The organism is Photobacterium sp. J15, from assembly GCF_963870815.1.
Lineage (GTDB): Bacteria > Pseudomonadota > Gammaproteobacteria > Enterobacterales > Vibrionaceae > Photobacterium > Photobacterium marinum.
This window is the reverse complement of sequence record NZ_CAWMUI010000002.1, coordinates 1,198,816-1,213,975: the sequence shown is the minus strand read 5'-3', so window position 1 is coordinate 1,213,975 and position 15,160 is coordinate 1,198,816. Positions and strand designations below refer to the sequence as shown.

General features: G+C 46.2%; 16 protein-coding genes. 4 read left to right on the top strand and 12 right to left on the bottom strand.

The window, feature by feature from the left end:
* Nucleotides 1-153 precede the first annotated feature (153 nt).
* From AACQ93_RS22475 to modA, 8 genes are all read right to left on the bottom strand, one after another.
* Nucleotides 154-834: a response regulator gene (locus AACQ93_RS22475; RefSeq protein WP_198160234.1), complete on the bottom strand. Its 681-nt coding sequence runs from the start codon at nucleotides 832-834 to the stop codon at nucleotides 154-156.
* Nucleotides 827-2,431, bottom strand: coding sequence for an ATP-binding protein (locus AACQ93_RS22470; RefSeq protein WP_064609042.1), 1,605 nt, complete (start codon nucleotides 2,429-2,431; stop codon nucleotides 827-829). Before AACQ93_RS22470 ends, AACQ93_RS22475 begins: the two co-directional genes overlap by 8 nt.
* Before the next feature lie 242 nt (nucleotides 2,432-2,673).
* The gene (locus tag AACQ93_RS22465; RefSeq protein ID WP_007468577.1) at nucleotides 2,674-3,963 is read right to left on the bottom strand and encodes a 2-hydroxycarboxylate transporter family protein; all 1,290 of its coding nucleotides are present in this window, start codon (nucleotides 3,961-3,963) and stop codon (nucleotides 2,674-2,676) included.
* A 209-nt stretch (nucleotides 3,964-4,172) separates the two neighbouring features.
* On the bottom strand, nucleotides 4,173-4,643 hold the full coding sequence (locus tag AACQ93_RS22460) for an HAD family hydrolase (RefSeq protein ID WP_064609040.1): 471 nt from the start codon (nucleotides 4,641-4,643) through the stop codon (nucleotides 4,173-4,175).
* 116 nt (nucleotides 4,644-4,759) lie between these two features.
* Nucleotides 4,760-5,605: a ModD protein gene (gene modD, locus AACQ93_RS22455; RefSeq protein ID WP_064609038.1), complete on the bottom strand. Its 846-nt coding sequence runs from the start codon at nucleotides 5,603-5,605 to the stop codon at nucleotides 4,760-4,762.
* An 11-nt stretch (nucleotides 5,606-5,616) separates the two neighbouring features.
* Nucleotides 5,617-6,231 (bottom strand): ABC transporter ATP-binding protein, encoded by a 615-nt coding sequence (locus AACQ93_RS22450; RefSeq protein WP_064609036.1) that lies wholly within the window; start codon nucleotides 6,229-6,231, stop codon nucleotides 5,617-5,619.
* A 49-nt stretch (nucleotides 6,232-6,280) separates the two neighbouring features.
* On the bottom strand, nucleotides 6,281-7,057 hold the full coding sequence (locus AACQ93_RS22445) for an ABC transporter permease (RefSeq protein ID WP_064609033.1): 777 nt from the start codon (nucleotides 7,055-7,057) through the stop codon (nucleotides 6,281-6,283).
* Between the two features lie 3 nt (nucleotides 7,058-7,060).
* Entirely contained in the window at nucleotides 7,061-7,828 is a 768-nt protein-coding gene (gene modA / locus AACQ93_RS22440; RefSeq protein ID WP_064609031.1) for a molybdate ABC transporter substrate-binding protein, read from the bottom strand.
* Nucleotides 7,829-8,195: 367 nt separating this feature from the next.
* On the opposite strand from modA, the gene AACQ93_RS22435 reads away from it, so the two are divergent.
* Entirely contained in the window at nucleotides 8,196-8,432 is a 237-nt protein-coding gene (locus AACQ93_RS22435) for a hypothetical protein (RefSeq protein ID WP_007468587.1), read from the top strand.
* A 38-nt stretch (nucleotides 8,433-8,470) separates the two neighbouring features.
* On the opposite strand, the gene AACQ93_RS22430 is transcribed toward AACQ93_RS22435, so the two are convergent.
* The gene (locus tag AACQ93_RS22430; RefSeq protein ID WP_064609029.1) at nucleotides 8,471-9,040 is read right to left on the bottom strand and encodes an SOS response-associated peptidase; all 570 of its coding nucleotides are present in this window, start codon (nucleotides 9,038-9,040) and stop codon (nucleotides 8,471-8,473) included.
* Nucleotides 9,041-9,289: 249 nt separating this feature from the next.
* Here AACQ93_RS22430 and AACQ93_RS22425 point away from each other — a divergent pair, with 249 nt between their 5' ends.
* Nucleotides 9,290-10,873 carry an N-acyl-D-amino-acid deacylase family protein gene (locus AACQ93_RS22425; RefSeq protein ID WP_064609027.1) on the top strand — a complete coding sequence of 528 codons (1,584 nt, stop codon included), beginning with the start codon at nucleotides 9,290-9,292 and terminating at the stop codon, nucleotides 10,871-10,873.
* A gap of 112 nt (nucleotides 10,874-10,985) precedes the next feature.
* On the opposite strand, the gene AACQ93_RS22420 is transcribed toward AACQ93_RS22425, so the two are convergent.
* From AACQ93_RS22420 to AACQ93_RS22410, 3 genes are all read right to left on the bottom strand, one after another.
* Entirely contained in the window at nucleotides 10,986-11,168 is a 183-nt protein-coding gene (locus AACQ93_RS22420; protein ID WP_007468595.1) for a hypothetical protein, read from the bottom strand.
* Nucleotides 11,169-11,474: 306 nt separating this feature from the next.
* On the bottom strand, nucleotides 11,475-13,559 hold the full coding sequence (locus AACQ93_RS22415; RefSeq protein ID WP_064609025.1) for a hypothetical protein: 2,085 nt from the start codon (nucleotides 13,557-13,559) through the stop codon (nucleotides 11,475-11,477).
* Nucleotides 13,560-13,582: 23 nt separating this feature from the next.
* Nucleotides 13,583-13,729, bottom strand: a complete 147-nt coding sequence (locus AACQ93_RS22410) for a hypothetical protein (RefSeq protein WP_007468599.1) — start codon at nucleotides 13,727-13,729, stop codon at nucleotides 13,583-13,585.
* A gap of 717 nt (nucleotides 13,730-14,446) precedes the next feature.
* On the opposite strand from AACQ93_RS22410, the gene AACQ93_RS22405 reads away from it, so the two are divergent.
* Together AACQ93_RS22405 and AACQ93_RS22400 are read left to right on the top strand one after the other, a co-directional pair.
* Nucleotides 14,447-14,800, top strand: a complete 354-nt coding sequence (locus tag AACQ93_RS22405; protein WP_064609023.1) for a tRNA-binding protein — start codon at nucleotides 14,447-14,449, stop codon at nucleotides 14,798-14,800.
* A gap of 2 nt (nucleotides 14,801-14,802) precedes the next feature.
* Nucleotides 14,803-15,144: a hypothetical protein gene (locus AACQ93_RS22400; protein ID WP_007468603.1), complete on the top strand. Its 342-nt coding sequence runs from the start codon at nucleotides 14,803-14,805 to the stop codon at nucleotides 15,142-15,144.
* Nucleotides 15,145-15,160 lie beyond the last annotated feature (16 nt).

The following is a 15,160-nucleotide window of genomic DNA, read 5'->3' as shown; positions in this document are numbered from 1 at the left end:
CTTAAATAACAAGAATTTAAGAGTGGGGAAGTGCTGATATGAGGGAAATACAACAGAGTGATGAAGTATCAGCATATAGTTATATTCAAATGAAAAGCCTCTGATGTGGCAGAGGCTTTTGTTTTAAATAGTAAAATCAGCTGAATTTATGGCTTAATCCACCATCTGATACAGACGGCGAGGACGACCGCCTGTGTTGTAGTTCAATACCAATTTGATCATGCCTTCTGATTCCAGAAATTCGAGGTAACGCCTTGCCGTAATGCGGCTTACGCTCATTCGCTTACCGATTTCATCTGCTGAGAAGTCATGTAATCTCTCGTTTTGCAAGATAGTTTTCAGTGAGGCAAGGGTGGTTGCATCGATCCCTTTTGGTGTCTGGCGCGTCTGTTTCACCGGGGCTTTACGCAGGATCTGGTCGATATCACTCTGATCGACAGTGGTACTGCCAGACAACTTCTGCTTGTACAGCTTGTAGTCATCCAGCGCCTGATTCACCCGCGACATGCGGATAGGTTTTACCAAGTAGTCAGTTACGCCAAGCTGAACGGCTTTTTCGACAGTGGTAGTTTCACGCTCTGCTGTGGTCATGATGAAATCACAGGTCGCATTTTGTTCACGTAACTGGCGGATCACATCAATACCGTTTCCGTCTGGCAGGCTGATATCAACAAAGATCAGTTCTGGTTTGAAAGCATCATATTGTAATAAGGCGTCGGCACAGCTCTCACTGACGGCAACTACAGTGAAGTCCGGGTTTTGGTTGATGGTTGATTCGAGCGTGTAGCTGGCACGAATGTCATCTTCGATAAGCATTACTGTTGTTTTAGTCATGACTGCTGATTTCGCTTTTATCGAGGTAGATGCTGAATAATGTTGTGTTCTGCTCTGTTCGTTCCCAGTCGATACTGCCGTGGAAGTAATCAACCAGTTGTTTGACCAGGTACAGGCCAATACCGTTCTGCTCGTCGTCGTTCTTTGAGCTGACGCCAAATTCCAGAATGCGGTCGGTTATGTTTTCGGGTACTCCGGCACCGCTGTCCTGGATCTCCAGAATGATATGGTTGCTTCGGTCGCTCAGGTAAACCTGCACTTCCGGTTCGGCCTGTTCTCGATTCTGCCATGAAGCGAGCAGGGCATTGTCAATCAGATTACCGAGCATTGTGACAAACTTTTCAGAAATATTCTTATGGTAACCCGACATATTGGTATCTTCATCAATAGTGAATTTGACGCCAATTTCTGAAGCCTTGTTGAACTTCGCCAGTAGCAATCCGGCAATAGCACTGTCGGTAACAGAAAGTACGATACTGCGAACAATCGACTGATAGCTGTCGGTCTCCTGCTGAATGAAGTCGACGGCTTCGTTGTAGTTGCCGATTTGTAGCATTCCGGACAGGACATTGAGCTTATTGGAATACTCGTGGGTTTTGCTGCGCAGCAGGGCGGAGTAGTTTTTCAGGTTGGTAACTTCTGTTTCCAGCTCATTGCGATCCAGGTTGGCGAAGAACACGATAACGTGACCGCGCGGGCCTTTCGGGTTTTTGATTGGGTAAATATCAGCGCGGTAGTCCAGCTTACCGATTTTAAAATCCCCCTGATTGAATGCGCCGTGGCTGGCGAGAACCAGATGACTGAGCGGTACGGAGAAGCGTGACAAAGGCTGGCTGACGTAGTCATCGCGTCCCGGAATACCCATCGACAGTAATTTCAGCGCACTGTTATTGATGGTCGTGATATTCATATTGTTATCGACCGCAATAATGGCGTCGCGAATGCTGTTGAGGATCATCTCATGTTCGCGGAATTTGTTGACGATGTACTCCGGCTCATAATCGAGGAAAGTTCGTTTCATCTTGAAAACGAAAGCGCCGGTAATACCTATAGCCAACAGGTAAACCAGAATGATCAGTAATCCGATATAACCAAACTGCTGATAAAGAATGGTAGTGGCTTTTTCGGACAGGTAACCGATCGTCACGGCACCGATGACTTCACCGTTGCGCATTATCGGCGAGAAGTTACGAATGGCTTTGCCAAGGGTTCCGGCGGCAACGCTGCTGAACTCGGCACCTTCCCGGATAGCCGGAATGATATCGTCGCCCATGAAATGTTTGCCGATTCGTTCGGGATTCGGGTGGGTCAGGCGTTCTGCTTTTTTGTCGACAACAACGATGTAGGAAGCATCGGTACGGCTTCTTATTGTCTCTACATAGTGCTGAAGATTATAAGGTTGCCCGTTGTTTTTGGATTCGACTGCATCTATGACCACAGGATCTCGGGCCACTACCCGTGCAAGCTCCAGTCCCCGGGCTTGAATGCCTTCTATATGACTGTTTTGCAGCAGGAAAAATATTGCAGTCGTTACCGCTATCACAATGCACGACGAGGTCGCCGCTGTTGTGAGGGCAAGATAACTTTTAAGTTTCATTATATTTGTTGTGTTTTTAGGGTACGTCAGAGGAAAGGGAGTATAACCGAATACACCATGCTGTGAATGGTTATCTTTCACAGTTGGTTATTCTTGCAGAGAATTTGGATAACTATCCACCATGATGCCGGATTGGACGTCGAATCTTCGGTGGTGAAGGGAAAATCGAAGGATTGCCAGATAATAAAAAGCCGGGCATAAAGCCCGGCTTGGATATCTGAATCTTCAGAATCGTGTCTGCTTTATTTCAGCAGCTCAATGATCAGGGTTGCAAGGATCAGCATGAATGCACCGCCGATACGTGATGAGATCTGAGCAAATGGCATCAGCTCCATACGCTTACTTGCTGCCAGTACTGCTACGTCACCAGTACCACCCATGTTAGCCATACACAGACCAGCCGTGATTGCAGCTTCGATTGGGTGGAATCCCATCAGGCGACCGATAATCGCAGCACCGATGATTGCACCCACAACAGTGGCAAGAACCATCAGGAAGTAAACAAGATTCAGAGAAGCCATGATCTGATCCAGATCTGTGTAAGCAACACCGATACCTACAAGCAGAGCAGGAGTCAGGTTATCAACCACAAACTTGTACCAAGCGTGTGCAGCTTGCTCAAGGTCACGAGGCATCAGGCCAGATACTTTAACAACAGCAACGAAGATGATCATCAGCGCGTAGGTGTGCATGCTGATAACGTTGCTCAGCAGAGTACCAACGTAGAACATTGTGATTGCAAGCAGTGCACCGATACCAAGCGTGTCGATAGACGCTTTGTGCTCTTGTTGTTCCTGTGCTTTTTCTTCTTGTTCAGCAGCGCCGCGCATCAGCTTACCGTTACCTGTCAGAGACGGGTATACACGGCCCAGCTTGTCCAGCAGACCAGCCATCACGATAGCAATTGCGTTACCGATAGCCAGTGCAGGAACCATCTTAGACATTAGCATTTCAGCTGACATGCCAGTGTTACCAGACATGATCTCAACCAGAGGTACAGCACCTGCACCCATGCCGCCGCCCATGATAGGAAGCGCGATCAGCATTACTGATTCAAAGAAGCCGTGGCCTAGAACAGCACCAACAGTACCAGCAAGCAGGAATGAAACGCCAACACCACCCAAGATAACAGGGATGTATTTCAGCGCAGCTTTCTTCAGCGTGTCACCGTCCATACCCAGGATAGAGCCGGTTACCAGGCTTGCGATGAAGAATGACAGGAAGCCGCCGCTCTTCATGAAAGTGGTTACTGTGTCAGCAGTTTCTTGAGGTACCAGGCCACTGTGGAAAATGTATGAAGAACCAAAAATGATTACAATGGCACCGCCACCAAAGAACTGGTTAACGATAGGCGTTTTGTCGCCAGCGACATTAAGGATGTAGCCTACAACCGCCATGATGCCGACAGCACCGATAATACCGTTAGGCATTTCATTTTGAATTGTGGCCAGAAGGATCACCGCCGCAGACAGTGCGAAAATGATGTTAATCATTCGCTTGTCGCTTTGGGACATTACGTTATTGGTTAGCATGGTTCACCTATGTGTAGTAGGGTTGTTATGTTTTTTGCGTAGTCTAACAACACTTTTTCCCACGTAGGTTGAATCCTTTCTTTATGTAACTATCTAGCTCTTTTGTAACTTTTGTAAATGTTTAAACTCTGTCACTTGTGCTTTATTTGAAATCAATTCGTATGAATCGGATCTCAACGGGACATTTCCATGGTTAATGAGATTGATTATTAACTGCGCAGCGTAGATTTCAGGCGAAGCGGGTATATAAGTAAATCCAGCGCATCACTGATTGATGAGGTGGTGATATCTGCGGCCATTAACGCTTTAACCGATAGTCCTTCATAGCCGATAACAGCCATCGATATATTGGCGGCATTCAACATCGCCGCGTCATTATTGCCGTTGCCAATTGCACAGACATGGCTGGGATGTAATTGATTGATGAAAGCCAGTTTACCTTCGGTCTCATTACCTGTCGGCAGAATGTGCACCTTTACATTGAGGTGTTCGACCATCGCCCTTACTGAGCCGAAGGTGTCAGCAGTCACGATGTAGATATCAAGCTGGCTGGCAAGTGCTTTAAGTCGCGGTTCGATACCTTCCAGAAGCTGGCCGTCACAAGCAAGTGTGCCGTTAAAATCCAATACCAGAGATTCAATCTGGCAGTTTCCTTTGCCCGGAATATCAATATTGATCATCTTTATCCCCTTTAAACGAATTCTTACGGAATTATCGACGTAAATTGAAGGGGATACCGTTACCTATAGCAGGTTAACGGTTCCCGCTGTTATGAAAATACACTTAAAAATAAAAGTTAAAGCGGAGTGATGATTACCTTGATATCTTCCGGCGCAGCGTAATACGGCGCAGAGGTAATAAAGAGGTTCACGCCCGTTTTGGCATACTCAGCCGCATTGTTGCGGTTGATGCCGCCGGCAACAGACAAGATGGTTGATTGGCCGGAATTGGTAACAAGAGCCAGAGCTTCGGACACTTCTTCTACTGAGAATTTGTCGAGTTGGATGATATCCGGTTCGCCTTTAAGGATTTCTTCAATCTGATCAAGAGAATCGGCTTCAACGGTGATTTTGTTTTCCGGAGCTTGCTGACGAAGACGGCTGGTCTGAGCTGCGAAGTTATCCGGCTCTTCATACAGGCGACGGTGGTTGGTGAATACCAGAATGGTTTCGCTCAGGCCTGCACGGTGAATGTGACCACCTCCGGCCAGAACCGCCGCGGTTGCCAGTTTTCGGGTTCCCGGAATGCTTTTTCGGGTACAGGCGACAATAGCATTCGGGTTTTCTGCCTGAACCTGAGCGGTCATCTCGGCAGTATACTGAGCCACACCACAGCTCCATTCCAGCACGAGTTGAAGGGCTTTCCAGCCGGTATGAAGTTGTTCGGCTTTGCCTTCTGCTTCAATAAGTACGGTCTGAGCCTCAACATCGGCACCGTCCTCGACATGAACAACAGGCTCCAGCCCCAGTTTCACCAGTAAGGCTCTGGCAACCTCAACTCCGGCCACCCGTCCGGCCTGTTTTCTCTTAAACACCATTTTACCCATGTGTTTTTCAATGCCGAGTGCGTGGGTGGTTAAATCTCCCCGGTAGGCATCTTCAAGTAAAAAGGCATCAAGTTCTTGATCGGAAAAGTACAACATGGGAACTCCTGTTAGTGGATAAGCCGACCGTCGAGAATACTTATCTGTCGGTCGGAAAGGGCGTCGGCTTCTCTTGGTTCATGAGTGACCAGAAGAATACTTACCCCGGTTTCTGTTCGTAATTGTTGAATGACCTGCCAGAGCCGGGTTCTGTTGTCCCAGTCCAGGCTGGAAAAAGGTTCATCAAGCAGCAAGAGTTTGGGTTTGCTGATCAGGGCTCTTGCCAGGGCGACACGTTGTTGCTCACCACCTGAAAGCTGATGAGGATAATGATCGGCAAGATGGCCGATATTGAGTTGCTCCAACAAAGCGATTTGCTGAGTCGAATTGACAGTCTGTTTGCTTCCTTGCTGCGCCAGAGCCAGATTGCCGGCAACGGTACGGTGAGGGAAAAGGTAAAGCCGCTGGTTCAGATAACGGCATGCCCGCTGCCAACTCGGTTGAGTATCAACTTTTGCCTGATTAATGGATATTGACCCCCGGTAGTCGGTATATCCGGTGATGGCATTGAGTAAGGTAGTTTTGCCGCTGCCTGAAGGTCCGGTAATCGCAATGCATTCCGCAGGTTTCAGATGTAAATGGGCATTTTTGATTATCCCTGTGCTTAGCTGGTTAATCTTCAGCATGGCGTAATACCTGTTGGTCGATACTCTTTGGGGTTAATGTTAAGGCCGTTTAATGTTCACAACGATTAATCGCTCTGGTGACAAACAGCAGGCAGGCTGCAATCACTAATAGCCAGAGGGCTGCTCCTATTGCCAGCTGGAAATCGCCGCTCGAAATATTCAGGTAAATTGCCATCGGCAAGGTTTCTGTTCTGAATCTTGTCGCACCGGCCAGCATAAGCGTGGCTCCGAATTCACCGATAGCCCGGGACCAGGCAAGAATGGCTCCGCACACCAGGGGGCGCCAGCATAACGGAAGCTCAACTTTTATTAGTGTCGCCAGAGGTGAAAGCCCGAGATTGTATGCGGTCAGCCTATAGCCCGGATCTATGGTAGAAAATGCGCCGCGGCAACTTCTAAGCATGATGGCGGTGGCGACATAGGTCTGCGCAATTATAATTCCCGCCGGACTGAACACCAGCCCGCGCAGTGATGGTAACAACTGAGCGAGCGGACCTTGCGGACTGATTAACAGTAACAGTCCCATACCTGTGACCAGCGGTGGCAATACCATTGGCAGATCAAGCAGGGTATCAATGACGCTTTGGCCGGGGAGTTTTACCTGGTTCATCAGCCAGGCTGCCGGAATAGCAATCAACATAGCAAGACACAGTGAAATCAGTGATGAGCCGAGTGACATTCCAAGCGCAAAATGGATCTCCGGATCACAGATCGTTTCGATCAGCGAACCGGTATCAAGCTGGAAAATCATGGCACTAACAGAACCGCACACAATGCTGAGTAAAAGCAACAGGGGTAACAATGCCAGTTTTAAACTGATATTCATTTGCTAGTTGCTGATCGGCTTTAGCAGCAGAAAGCCAGCGTCAGTAAAAGCCTGTATACCTTTTGCTGAAGTCAGCTTTTCCATCAGCAGTTTTGCTTCATATGGGTGCTGGCTGGATTTTAGCAGGGCAATGGCCGCAGTTTCTTCTGGTGCACCTTCAGGATTCGGTAGTATGACAACTTTGTCTCTGGCTTTCCATGCGCTGGCGCGGCCAATGACAGCGGCATCAACATCACCATTCAATAAATAGAGGGCTAACTGTTTTACGGTTGCGGCACGAACGACCACTTTGTTCATCAGGTCATCATAGTGGCCAGTCGCCTTTAAAAGCTTTTCTCCACTGCGTCCAAGTGCCATTGCTTTGCTGTCGCCCAGACCTAGGCGGAGGTTAGTTGCTGCTAACTCATCAACAGAGTGAATGTTTGCGGCTTTATCTTTGCGAATGGCGATAACAGGAATATGGCGAACCAGCTTTGATGATGCAGAAACCAGCCCGTCTTTTTCCAGTTTAGAGATGTAGCGATCGGAGCCGGGGATAAAGAGATCTCCCTGACCTGTAATTTTGTAGCGGGTGAGGATTTGCCCTGAACCGCCGTATTCCACAGTGACTGTATGTCCGGTTTGTTGCTCAAACTGGTTAACGATTTTTTCAATCGGTTCACGAAGACCTGCGCCGGCATAAACATGAAGTGCTGCGGCTGATACATTGGTCGAAATCAGGCTGGCAGTACTGAAACAGGCAAGGAATAGGAAAGAGGCGGCTCTGTTCATGGTAATTCACAAAGTTATAATCGATATGTACTGAACTATACATCGAGCTAACCAAAAGATAAATAAGGCTAATTTGCGATTGATCATACAATTTGAAATTAATGTACTGTGGTTGCTGGCTTAGTGAATTAGCTTAGATTAGTCTCGTAGTGACCTTTTTGATCAACGTTTTAGAAGCAGTCTTATACCAACCAGCATAAGTCTTTGATCAATCTTGCTGGTTAAAATCACCTATTACTGTGTCAGAATTTTTGTAATTAGCGCCACTAGTTACGGCAAATTCTTCCTTGTCCTAGGTGATTTTTCCTGTGCAATTATTGGAACACTTACTTATCCCGGTTGGTATTAATCAAAAAGGAGAAACAGCATGGCAGTATTTCAATTCTTCCATAACGGCAAAGTGCTTACTTACATCGATATCAACTCGGCAACCTGTCGTGAGGAGGAGAAGCAACTGAGAGAGCAGGGCTTTACGGATGTCGGCGACATTATCCAGGCTGAAAATGCCAAAGTGGCAATCAAAAAGTTCCGAGACACTGAGTATGATGATTTGAAAGAGTATGCTGCGATCAGTGTTCTTTGCTGTCTGGCAAATACCTTGTAGATGAAGTTATTTCTATAGCGTAAAGACTCAGATCAAATTCAGCATGCTTGTATCTTAAGCGGCAGGGTATTATCGGGCAGTAACAAGGTTGTCAGTTCAGAAATATCACCATTAAGCCAGAGCCTGATGCTGTTGAGCGGAATAAATACTGGCATCCGCGGATGGTAAGGCTGGCATGCTTTGTTAGCCGATGTGGTCAGAGTGACAAGGTGGGGAGTCGCGTATGGAAACCAGATCTCTGCCATATAAAGTGGCTTTCCCAGTGCGTGAGTAAAAAGATACTTTTGTTTGCGAGGGCCTCCCTCATCTCGCCATTCATACCAGCCGGAACAGGGAACAAGACAGCGATGGGTTTTCATCGCCAGACGGAATGTTTTTTTATCTCCAGCCGTTTCCCCCTTTGCGTTGATAATCAAATGTGTTGCCCAGTTGGGCTGAATGCCCCAAATGGTGTCTTGCTGAACCAGTCTATTGTCGATCATTGCCAGCGTCGATGCGGTTTGTGTTGGTCGCAAATCGATGTTGGTTTCGGTGGTAAATCTGACTCCGGTTTCCTCGTGTATCAAGGTATCCAGTGATGTACTGACGACGCTGAACCTTCCGCACATAATTCCTGCCCTGATTTAAGAACCGGCTTAGATAGCTTTATCCCGAACTGAATTTCTATCGCTTCTGTTTTTATTCTAGTCCTTTGATTTTAAATATGATCATCAGCACAGAATTCAAACTTATAAATATATCAATCAATTGCATATAAAGGGGAGAGGTATAGAATGGATTGCCTAAGTTATTGTGTCGTATGACTTGATCCGACTGTGCAAAGGTCTTACGACATGCATAGGTAAGGAGTAGTTGTAATGCGACAATTAATAAAAAATGCCAGAGTTATCGATGGAATGGGCGGAGCTGCATTTAACGGTGATATTCTGCTGGAGGGACGCCTCATCTCTGATGTTGCCCCGGTTATTGATGCTGTTGTCGATGAGGTGATTGATGCGGCCGGTGCTTATGTTACGCCCGGATTTATTGATGTTCACAGCCATGCAGATTTAGCGACGTTTATTCCGCAAGGGTTTCAGCCCAAGGTTATGCAGGGAATTACGACCGAGCTGGTCGGCCTGTGTGGTCTTGGGGTGACACCTTTGCCCAAGGCACTTCAGAAGGAAGTACGTGATCGGTTAATCATAGGTAATCCGCCAATAGACTGGAACTGGGAAGATTACACGACATATTGCGCGGCATTGGAACAGCAGGGCCTTGAAGTTAACTTGTCTTCATTTTTGCCGCATGGGCTGCTGCGTTATCAAATTTGCGGAAACAGCAGTGCACCGATGACAAAAGAGCAGCGTTGTCAGTTGGAAAAATTGGCTCATCGGGCGTTGTCAGCTGGTGCGCGTGGCATCAGTCTTGGACTTATTTACCATCCGGCGTTGTTCAGTGATAAAAAAGAGCTGCTGACTATGGCACAAGTGGCGGCAAAACACCGTAAGCCGCTGGTGGTTCATATGCGAAGTGAAAGTGATGAAATCATTGAAGCTTTGCAGGAAATGATAGCTATCAGCGAGCAGGCGGGCTGCCAGCTGCATATTTCTCACCTTAAGCTTATTGGTCGCCGTAATGCCGGAAAACTGGATTCACTGCTCGGCCTGATTGACCGTAATGATCTGACGTTTGATCAGTATCCATACCACTATGGCAGTACAACGCTGTTTTCTATTCTGCCACCGGCATTGATTCGTGCATATGAACCTGAAGCCTTGATGCAGGCTCTGCAAGAGCCGGATGTCCGGCGTCAGGTGCGAGACTGGTTTGCTGAACGTATTTTGCCAGAGGCTGGCGAACCATGGGATAACCTGCCGGCACTGGTTGGCTGGGAAAACATTCTGATTTGTGAAGTGGAAAGTGAAGAGGCACACCAGTGGCTGGGACGTTCTGTCAGTGATTGTGCCAGTCAGCTGGATCAGGATCCGGTGGATTTTGTACTGGATTTGTTGGTCAGTGAGCGGGGTAATGTCCGTATGATTGACTACTTCATGGATGAATCCCTGGTTGAGAAAATCTTTACTCATCCTCGTGGTATGGTTGGTACCGATACCATCTTTGGCGGACAGTTGCACCCTAGAGTCAGCGGCACATTTCCCCGTATTCTGAGTCAGTTTGTTAATCAGCGTGGCTTAATGTCGATAGAAAAAGCCGTTTATAAGATGACAGCGCTGAGTGCAGAAACATTCGGGCTTCGTTATCGAGGCAAAATCGCTGCAGGAAATTATGCCGATCTCTGTCTGTTTGGTGATAACTTCCGTGACAATGCGACAGTTGAGGCCCCTGAACTTTATGCCAGTGGCCTGCGTGATTTGTGGATTAACGGTAAAAGGAAGGTGGCTCAGGGTGATTATCTCAAAACCCACTCCGGGCTGGTGTTGCACCACATGACCTTATGAGTCACTTTATCGGTCTGTGAGCCAATAAAAGGTAACCGATACTGTCACTGATCGGGTTAACGTCAGTGCCGATATTTAATTGCGCTGATATTTAATTGCGCAAGGTTTTTGCTTACTTCTGCTGACCTTGCGCCCCGACGTTAATTTCATCGTCAGCTTTTGATTTCTGTGCGCGCTCCTGTGCTTGTTTTTCATGTAAGGCTTCGATCAGTTTACGGTCGAGTTCGGCAAAATACAGGTCTTCTTCAGCTTTTCCTTTCAGGCGCATTTGTTGTGTAAAGTCAGCCATATCCATTCCCCCTCAACAATCCTGTCAATTTAATATTAGCCCAAGATTTTTAGGGGTATTGGTCTCAACAGGCAGAACCTGACGACAGGTTTTAAGAATGAGAGGTACGTTTATTTTGGAACTGAAGCTCAGGTTAGATGGAATGATAGGTTAGATCAGGTTTCCATCTGTTATTGGTCGTGTATTTAAGTTTTTGATTTTACGAGGTTTGTACTGGTGGTTGGGTAGTTCCACTGAATGAGCGACATAAGAAAACCGCTTAGCGAACTAAGCGGTTTTTCGTGAGTAGTACTGATTATCGGGAGTTAAAAATTATTGGTTAGCACCAGGCTGAACTTCCCCGTGAATTACCCATGGGTCATCATCAAGGGTCAGAGCATCTTTATCCTCCCAAGTGGTGCTGATAGTCGGAATATCGGCAGCATTAGGTAGAGTCAGCAGTGATGCACCGGTCAGGCTAAGGCCCGAGTTGGTACAATCTGCTACACCGCCTGCAGCTGGCTGGAAACGCTTATCGATGCCGGTTGCTTTCAGCACATAGCTGTTATTGTTACTGTCGGTATAAACTTCGGTGCCGTCAGCAATGCTGAACTGTGCGTTCCACTGACCATTGGTTTGTTCCCAAGGAATACCATGCAGGTTACCCGGACCATGGTACTCCATGCGAACTTGCGTACTATCGTTAGCAGACTCAACATTGCGGTCATTAGCGGTCTGGTGGGTGTAAATAAAGTTAACCGGTTTGTCGAACTCGTAGAAGCTTTGATCTGTCGTGCTCTTTAGCATTGTCAGCTGGCTCCAGCTGTCGACACCCATTTCCCAACGATAAGTCACAAGGCTCTGACCATTCAGGTCATCCCAGCTGGTTACAGAGCTCGCATCTGTGCTAAGAACAAACTCACCGCTTGATGCTCCCCAGAAGTCTTGATCATTGCTCAGATCGCCGCGGGTGAAGTTAAGCTTAACCGGCTGACCTGCAAGCATCAGGGTCATATCCTGTGGATCAATAGTGTAAGCAATGCCAGTTGATGACGGATCTTCATAGGCTTGAGTGAAGTTCCAGTTCAGCGCATCATTCTGGCTGATATTGCTCTGCGGACAGTTGCCGTAACAGACCAGGTTAATGGCACCGCTGTTGAAAATAGCATCATTAGCCCGGACAGTTTCATTGGTTGTGTAGGCAACTTTATGCTGACCGCTACCATTACCCAGATAGTTGATGTTCTGGCGTAGGAGAGGTGACCAGAAATAGGTATTTGCAGTTATTCCTGCGTCGCTACCGTCAGGGTTGCCATTGCCGTCATCGGCCTGGAACTGAGCGGCGCTTTCTACCCAGTGAATGATGGTCTGGTTGCTGCCATTCCAGTATTCAAATTTTTCACCATCTCGTAGGGTACGTTGACCTTTGGTCTGGCGAACCAGTTTACCTGGCGCGGTTACCACTGTGTAGCTTTCGCCTTTGTCATCGGTGATCGTTGTTGGCGGAACATAGCCTTGTTGCTGCTGTTCTTCAGTCCAGATTCCCCACTCGCCGATGAAGCCGTGTTGAGGCTGGCCGGTTATCGATGAGATGTAATCGAAGTTGAAGCCGGCTTTAATATCTAACAGTTCACCGGTCACTTTGTTAAACAGTGAATAGCTGTGAACATTTTCACGAGGGTTATTTCGGCTCAGGCAAACTTCCGGGTTACTGCCTGCCTGTTTTAGGTAAAAGTCCTGGTTATAGGCCAGTTTGAATTCAATTGGTACCGGCGGGTTCTGGTTCCAGTCCATGCCTTTGGTTTTACCACGACCGCTATTGCCCTGAGCATCATCAATCTGAACAATTGCAGCTTGCTCCATGGTATTACTACCATCTTGGAATGTGTTGATCAGGCTGATCACGTTTTGACCATTCTGAACTGAGATGTTTAGATCACCTTTGTCCGGACCGGTTGCGTGTTTAAAGGTGAAGCGAAGTGCGCCGAAAGGGCTGGTAGGACCGGGAGCTGCTGAAACACTGGTGTTAACTATGTACTGACCGTCAGTTTCTTCAGAATCCTGGAACCAGACAGATACGTTTTGCGGACTTTGACTATCAGCACGGCTGGAGCTGACAACCACTTCGGAGAAAGCGATTTTACCGGATGAGGCTTGTGAGCTGTCGCTTTCCCTGCTTTCACACTGGGCTGAATCTACCAGGGCGCGATAGTTGGCGTTACCAAAGTTCTCAGCTCCGGTTGCTTTCATGATACAAAGCAGCATATTCGCCATATTTAAAGGCTCTGCTGCCTGCTCACCTACATAACTGTCAGTTACAGTGTTTGAGTAATCCGTACCAGCATCGTTGTATGCGGCAACGCTCTGTGCTGAAAAAAGTACGCTGGCAATCGCGGATGCCAAATATAACTTCTTCATTTTTAATTCCTTTTAATTTGGTTTTAGTTCACAACACTAACTGTTGAAGGGGTGCTGATACCTTCTACATTCTTAGTAGTAACTTCGCCAGAGCTGCTTCCTCCGCTATTACAGGCAGTTACCGCAAAACTAAAAATAACCAAAAATAATAAGCGCTTGATTAAACTCATAGATACATCCTCTGTTAGACACGTTAAATAACAGCTCGGTTTGAAAAAACAAACTGGAATAAATCAATTAATATGGGGTTAATAGTTATGGCAATTAGTTGATTATGGTGATTTCGCCATCCATTTTGCTATGGGTTTATATTTATAATATACGGCAGAAGTAAAAAAAACTTAATTATTGATTTATTGCTGTGTTTTTTTGTCAAAATAATTAAACCATTTTCGTCATTTTAATGTCGTTGTGCGACATTAAAATGACGACTTTAAACTCTAATTAAATTAGTTGTTTATGTCTAGATTGCGTTTGTGGTTACAGTGTTGCTATATACTAAATGTATAACAAATAGATAAATTATTGAGATGTAATTGTATTTTAAAGTAATCGAAAAAGTTTAGTTCTTTATAAGTGGTTTATATTTGCTAAAGTTAATATTCAAACTGCTGTTTAATTTTAATTGAGTAAAAATTCTATTTTTGTTTATTTGTTTTTTCTTTAATTTATATTCGTGATCTGGATTCAGTTTATATATTTTTTTATTCTAACTGTTAATTGTCATGTAACCGTAATAAAAGTGTCATATTTAAGCGTTTGGCGTTGATATTAAGGTTTTTGATATAAATCTAAGTTCTGTGCATCGAGTCATTGAATATGTGTTGACTTGTATGATAAATATGTCCTCTTATTTTGCACTTTTGAAATGGTGACAGAGAGGAAGTATGGAAGTAGCACCAATTAAACCTACGATTAGCTTTGATGATTTTTCAAAAATCGATATTCGTGTAGGTACCATAGAACGGGTAGAGGATGTTGAAGGCGCGGATCAGCTTGTTCGCCTTATCGTCGATTTTGGCGATCACAAACGTAAGATTCTATCCGGTATCAAGCAGGAGCGAGAGAATCCGGCTGAAATCGAAGGCTTACAGGCTCTTTTTGTTGTTAATCTGCCACCACGAAAAATGCGCGGTGAAGTTTCAGAAGGTATGTTGTTCGACATTGGCTATGAAGATGGCATTCTGCCAGCATTGGCTATGCCAGAAAGGCCAGTACCTAACGGCTCCCGCCTGGGGTAAGAATGCAAGAACTGAGTACCTATATCCGGGCTGTTCATCAGTGTAATGAGCTGTTATCTGTTGTAAAACAACAGACTGAAACGAACAGTTATCAGGATGGTGACATTGAAGTGAACAGGGCAGAAACCCTGTTTACTTTTGATAACGGAGTGAAGTTGCGATACTCCGTAGAAAGAGATGACTCAACCGACGAACCTGAAGTGAACAATGACCTTGTATGCGAAGAGTGTTGGATTAGCTATGAAGTTATTGATGGTGCTGAACAGGTTATTCGTCCGCGTCGAAAGATCTTTTACAATGCCTGCCAGGAAAAGTTTTATCTCAAATTGCTTATGAGTCGATAAGCCAATCTGTTAAATA

Excerpts from the sequence above, each read along its gene's own strand:
- AACQ93_RS22450 (WP_064609036.1), bottom strand. The coding sequence starts at position 6,231 with ATGCTGAAGATTAACCAGCTAAGCACAGGGATAATCAAAAATGCCCAT.
- AACQ93_RS22405 (WP_064609023.1), top strand. The coding sequence starts at position 14,447 with ATGGAAGTAGCACCAATTAAACCTACGATTAGCTTTGATGATTTTTCA.
- AACQ93_RS22470 (WP_064609042.1), bottom strand. The coding sequence starts at position 2,431 with ATGAAACTTAAAAGTTATCTTGCCCTCACAACAGCGGCGACCTCGTCG.
- AACQ93_RS22445 (WP_064609033.1), bottom strand. The coding sequence starts at position 7,057 with ATGAATATCAGTTTAAAACTGGCATTGTTACCCCTGTTGCTTTTACTC.
- modA (WP_064609031.1), bottom strand. The coding sequence starts at position 7,828 with ATGAACAGAGCCGCCTCTTTCCTATTCCTTGCCTGTTTCAGTACTGCC.
- AACQ93_RS22435 (WP_007468587.1), top strand. The coding sequence starts at position 8,196 with ATGGCAGTATTTCAATTCTTCCATAACGGCAAAGTGCTTACTTACATC.
- AACQ93_RS22410 (WP_007468599.1), bottom strand. The coding sequence starts at position 13,729 with ATGAGTTTAATCAAGCGCTTATTATTTTTGGTTATTTTTAGTTTTGCG.
- AACQ93_RS22415 (WP_064609025.1), bottom strand. The coding sequence starts at position 13,559 with ATGAAGAAGTTATATTTGGCATCCGCGATTGCCAGCGTACTTTTTTCA.
- AACQ93_RS22475 (WP_198160234.1), bottom strand. The coding sequence starts at position 834 with ATGACTAAAACAACAGTAATGCTTATCGAAGATGACATTCGTGCCAGC.
- modD (WP_064609038.1), bottom strand. The coding sequence starts at position 5,605 with ATGTTGTACTTTTCCGATCAAGAACTTGATGCCTTTTTACTTGAAGAT.
- AACQ93_RS22420 (WP_007468595.1), bottom strand. The coding sequence starts at position 11,168 with ATGGATATGGCTGACTTTACACAACAAATGCGCCTGAAAGGAAAAGCT.
- AACQ93_RS22460 (WP_064609040.1), bottom strand. The coding sequence starts at position 4,643 with ATGATCAATATTGATATTCCGGGCAAAGGAAACTGCCAGATTGAATCT.
- AACQ93_RS22465 (WP_007468577.1), bottom strand. The coding sequence starts at position 3,963 with ATGCTAACCAATAACGTAATGTCCCAAAGCGACAAGCGAATGATTAAC.
- AACQ93_RS22425 (WP_064609027.1), top strand. The coding sequence starts at position 9,290 with ATGCGACAATTAATAAAAAATGCCAGAGTTATCGATGGAATGGGCGGA.
- AACQ93_RS22430 (WP_064609029.1), bottom strand. The coding sequence starts at position 9,040 with ATGTGCGGAAGGTTCAGCGTCGTCAGTACATCACTGGATACCTTGATA.
- AACQ93_RS22400 (WP_007468603.1), top strand. The coding sequence starts at position 14,803 with ATGCAAGAACTGAGTACCTATATCCGGGCTGTTCATCAGTGTAATGAG.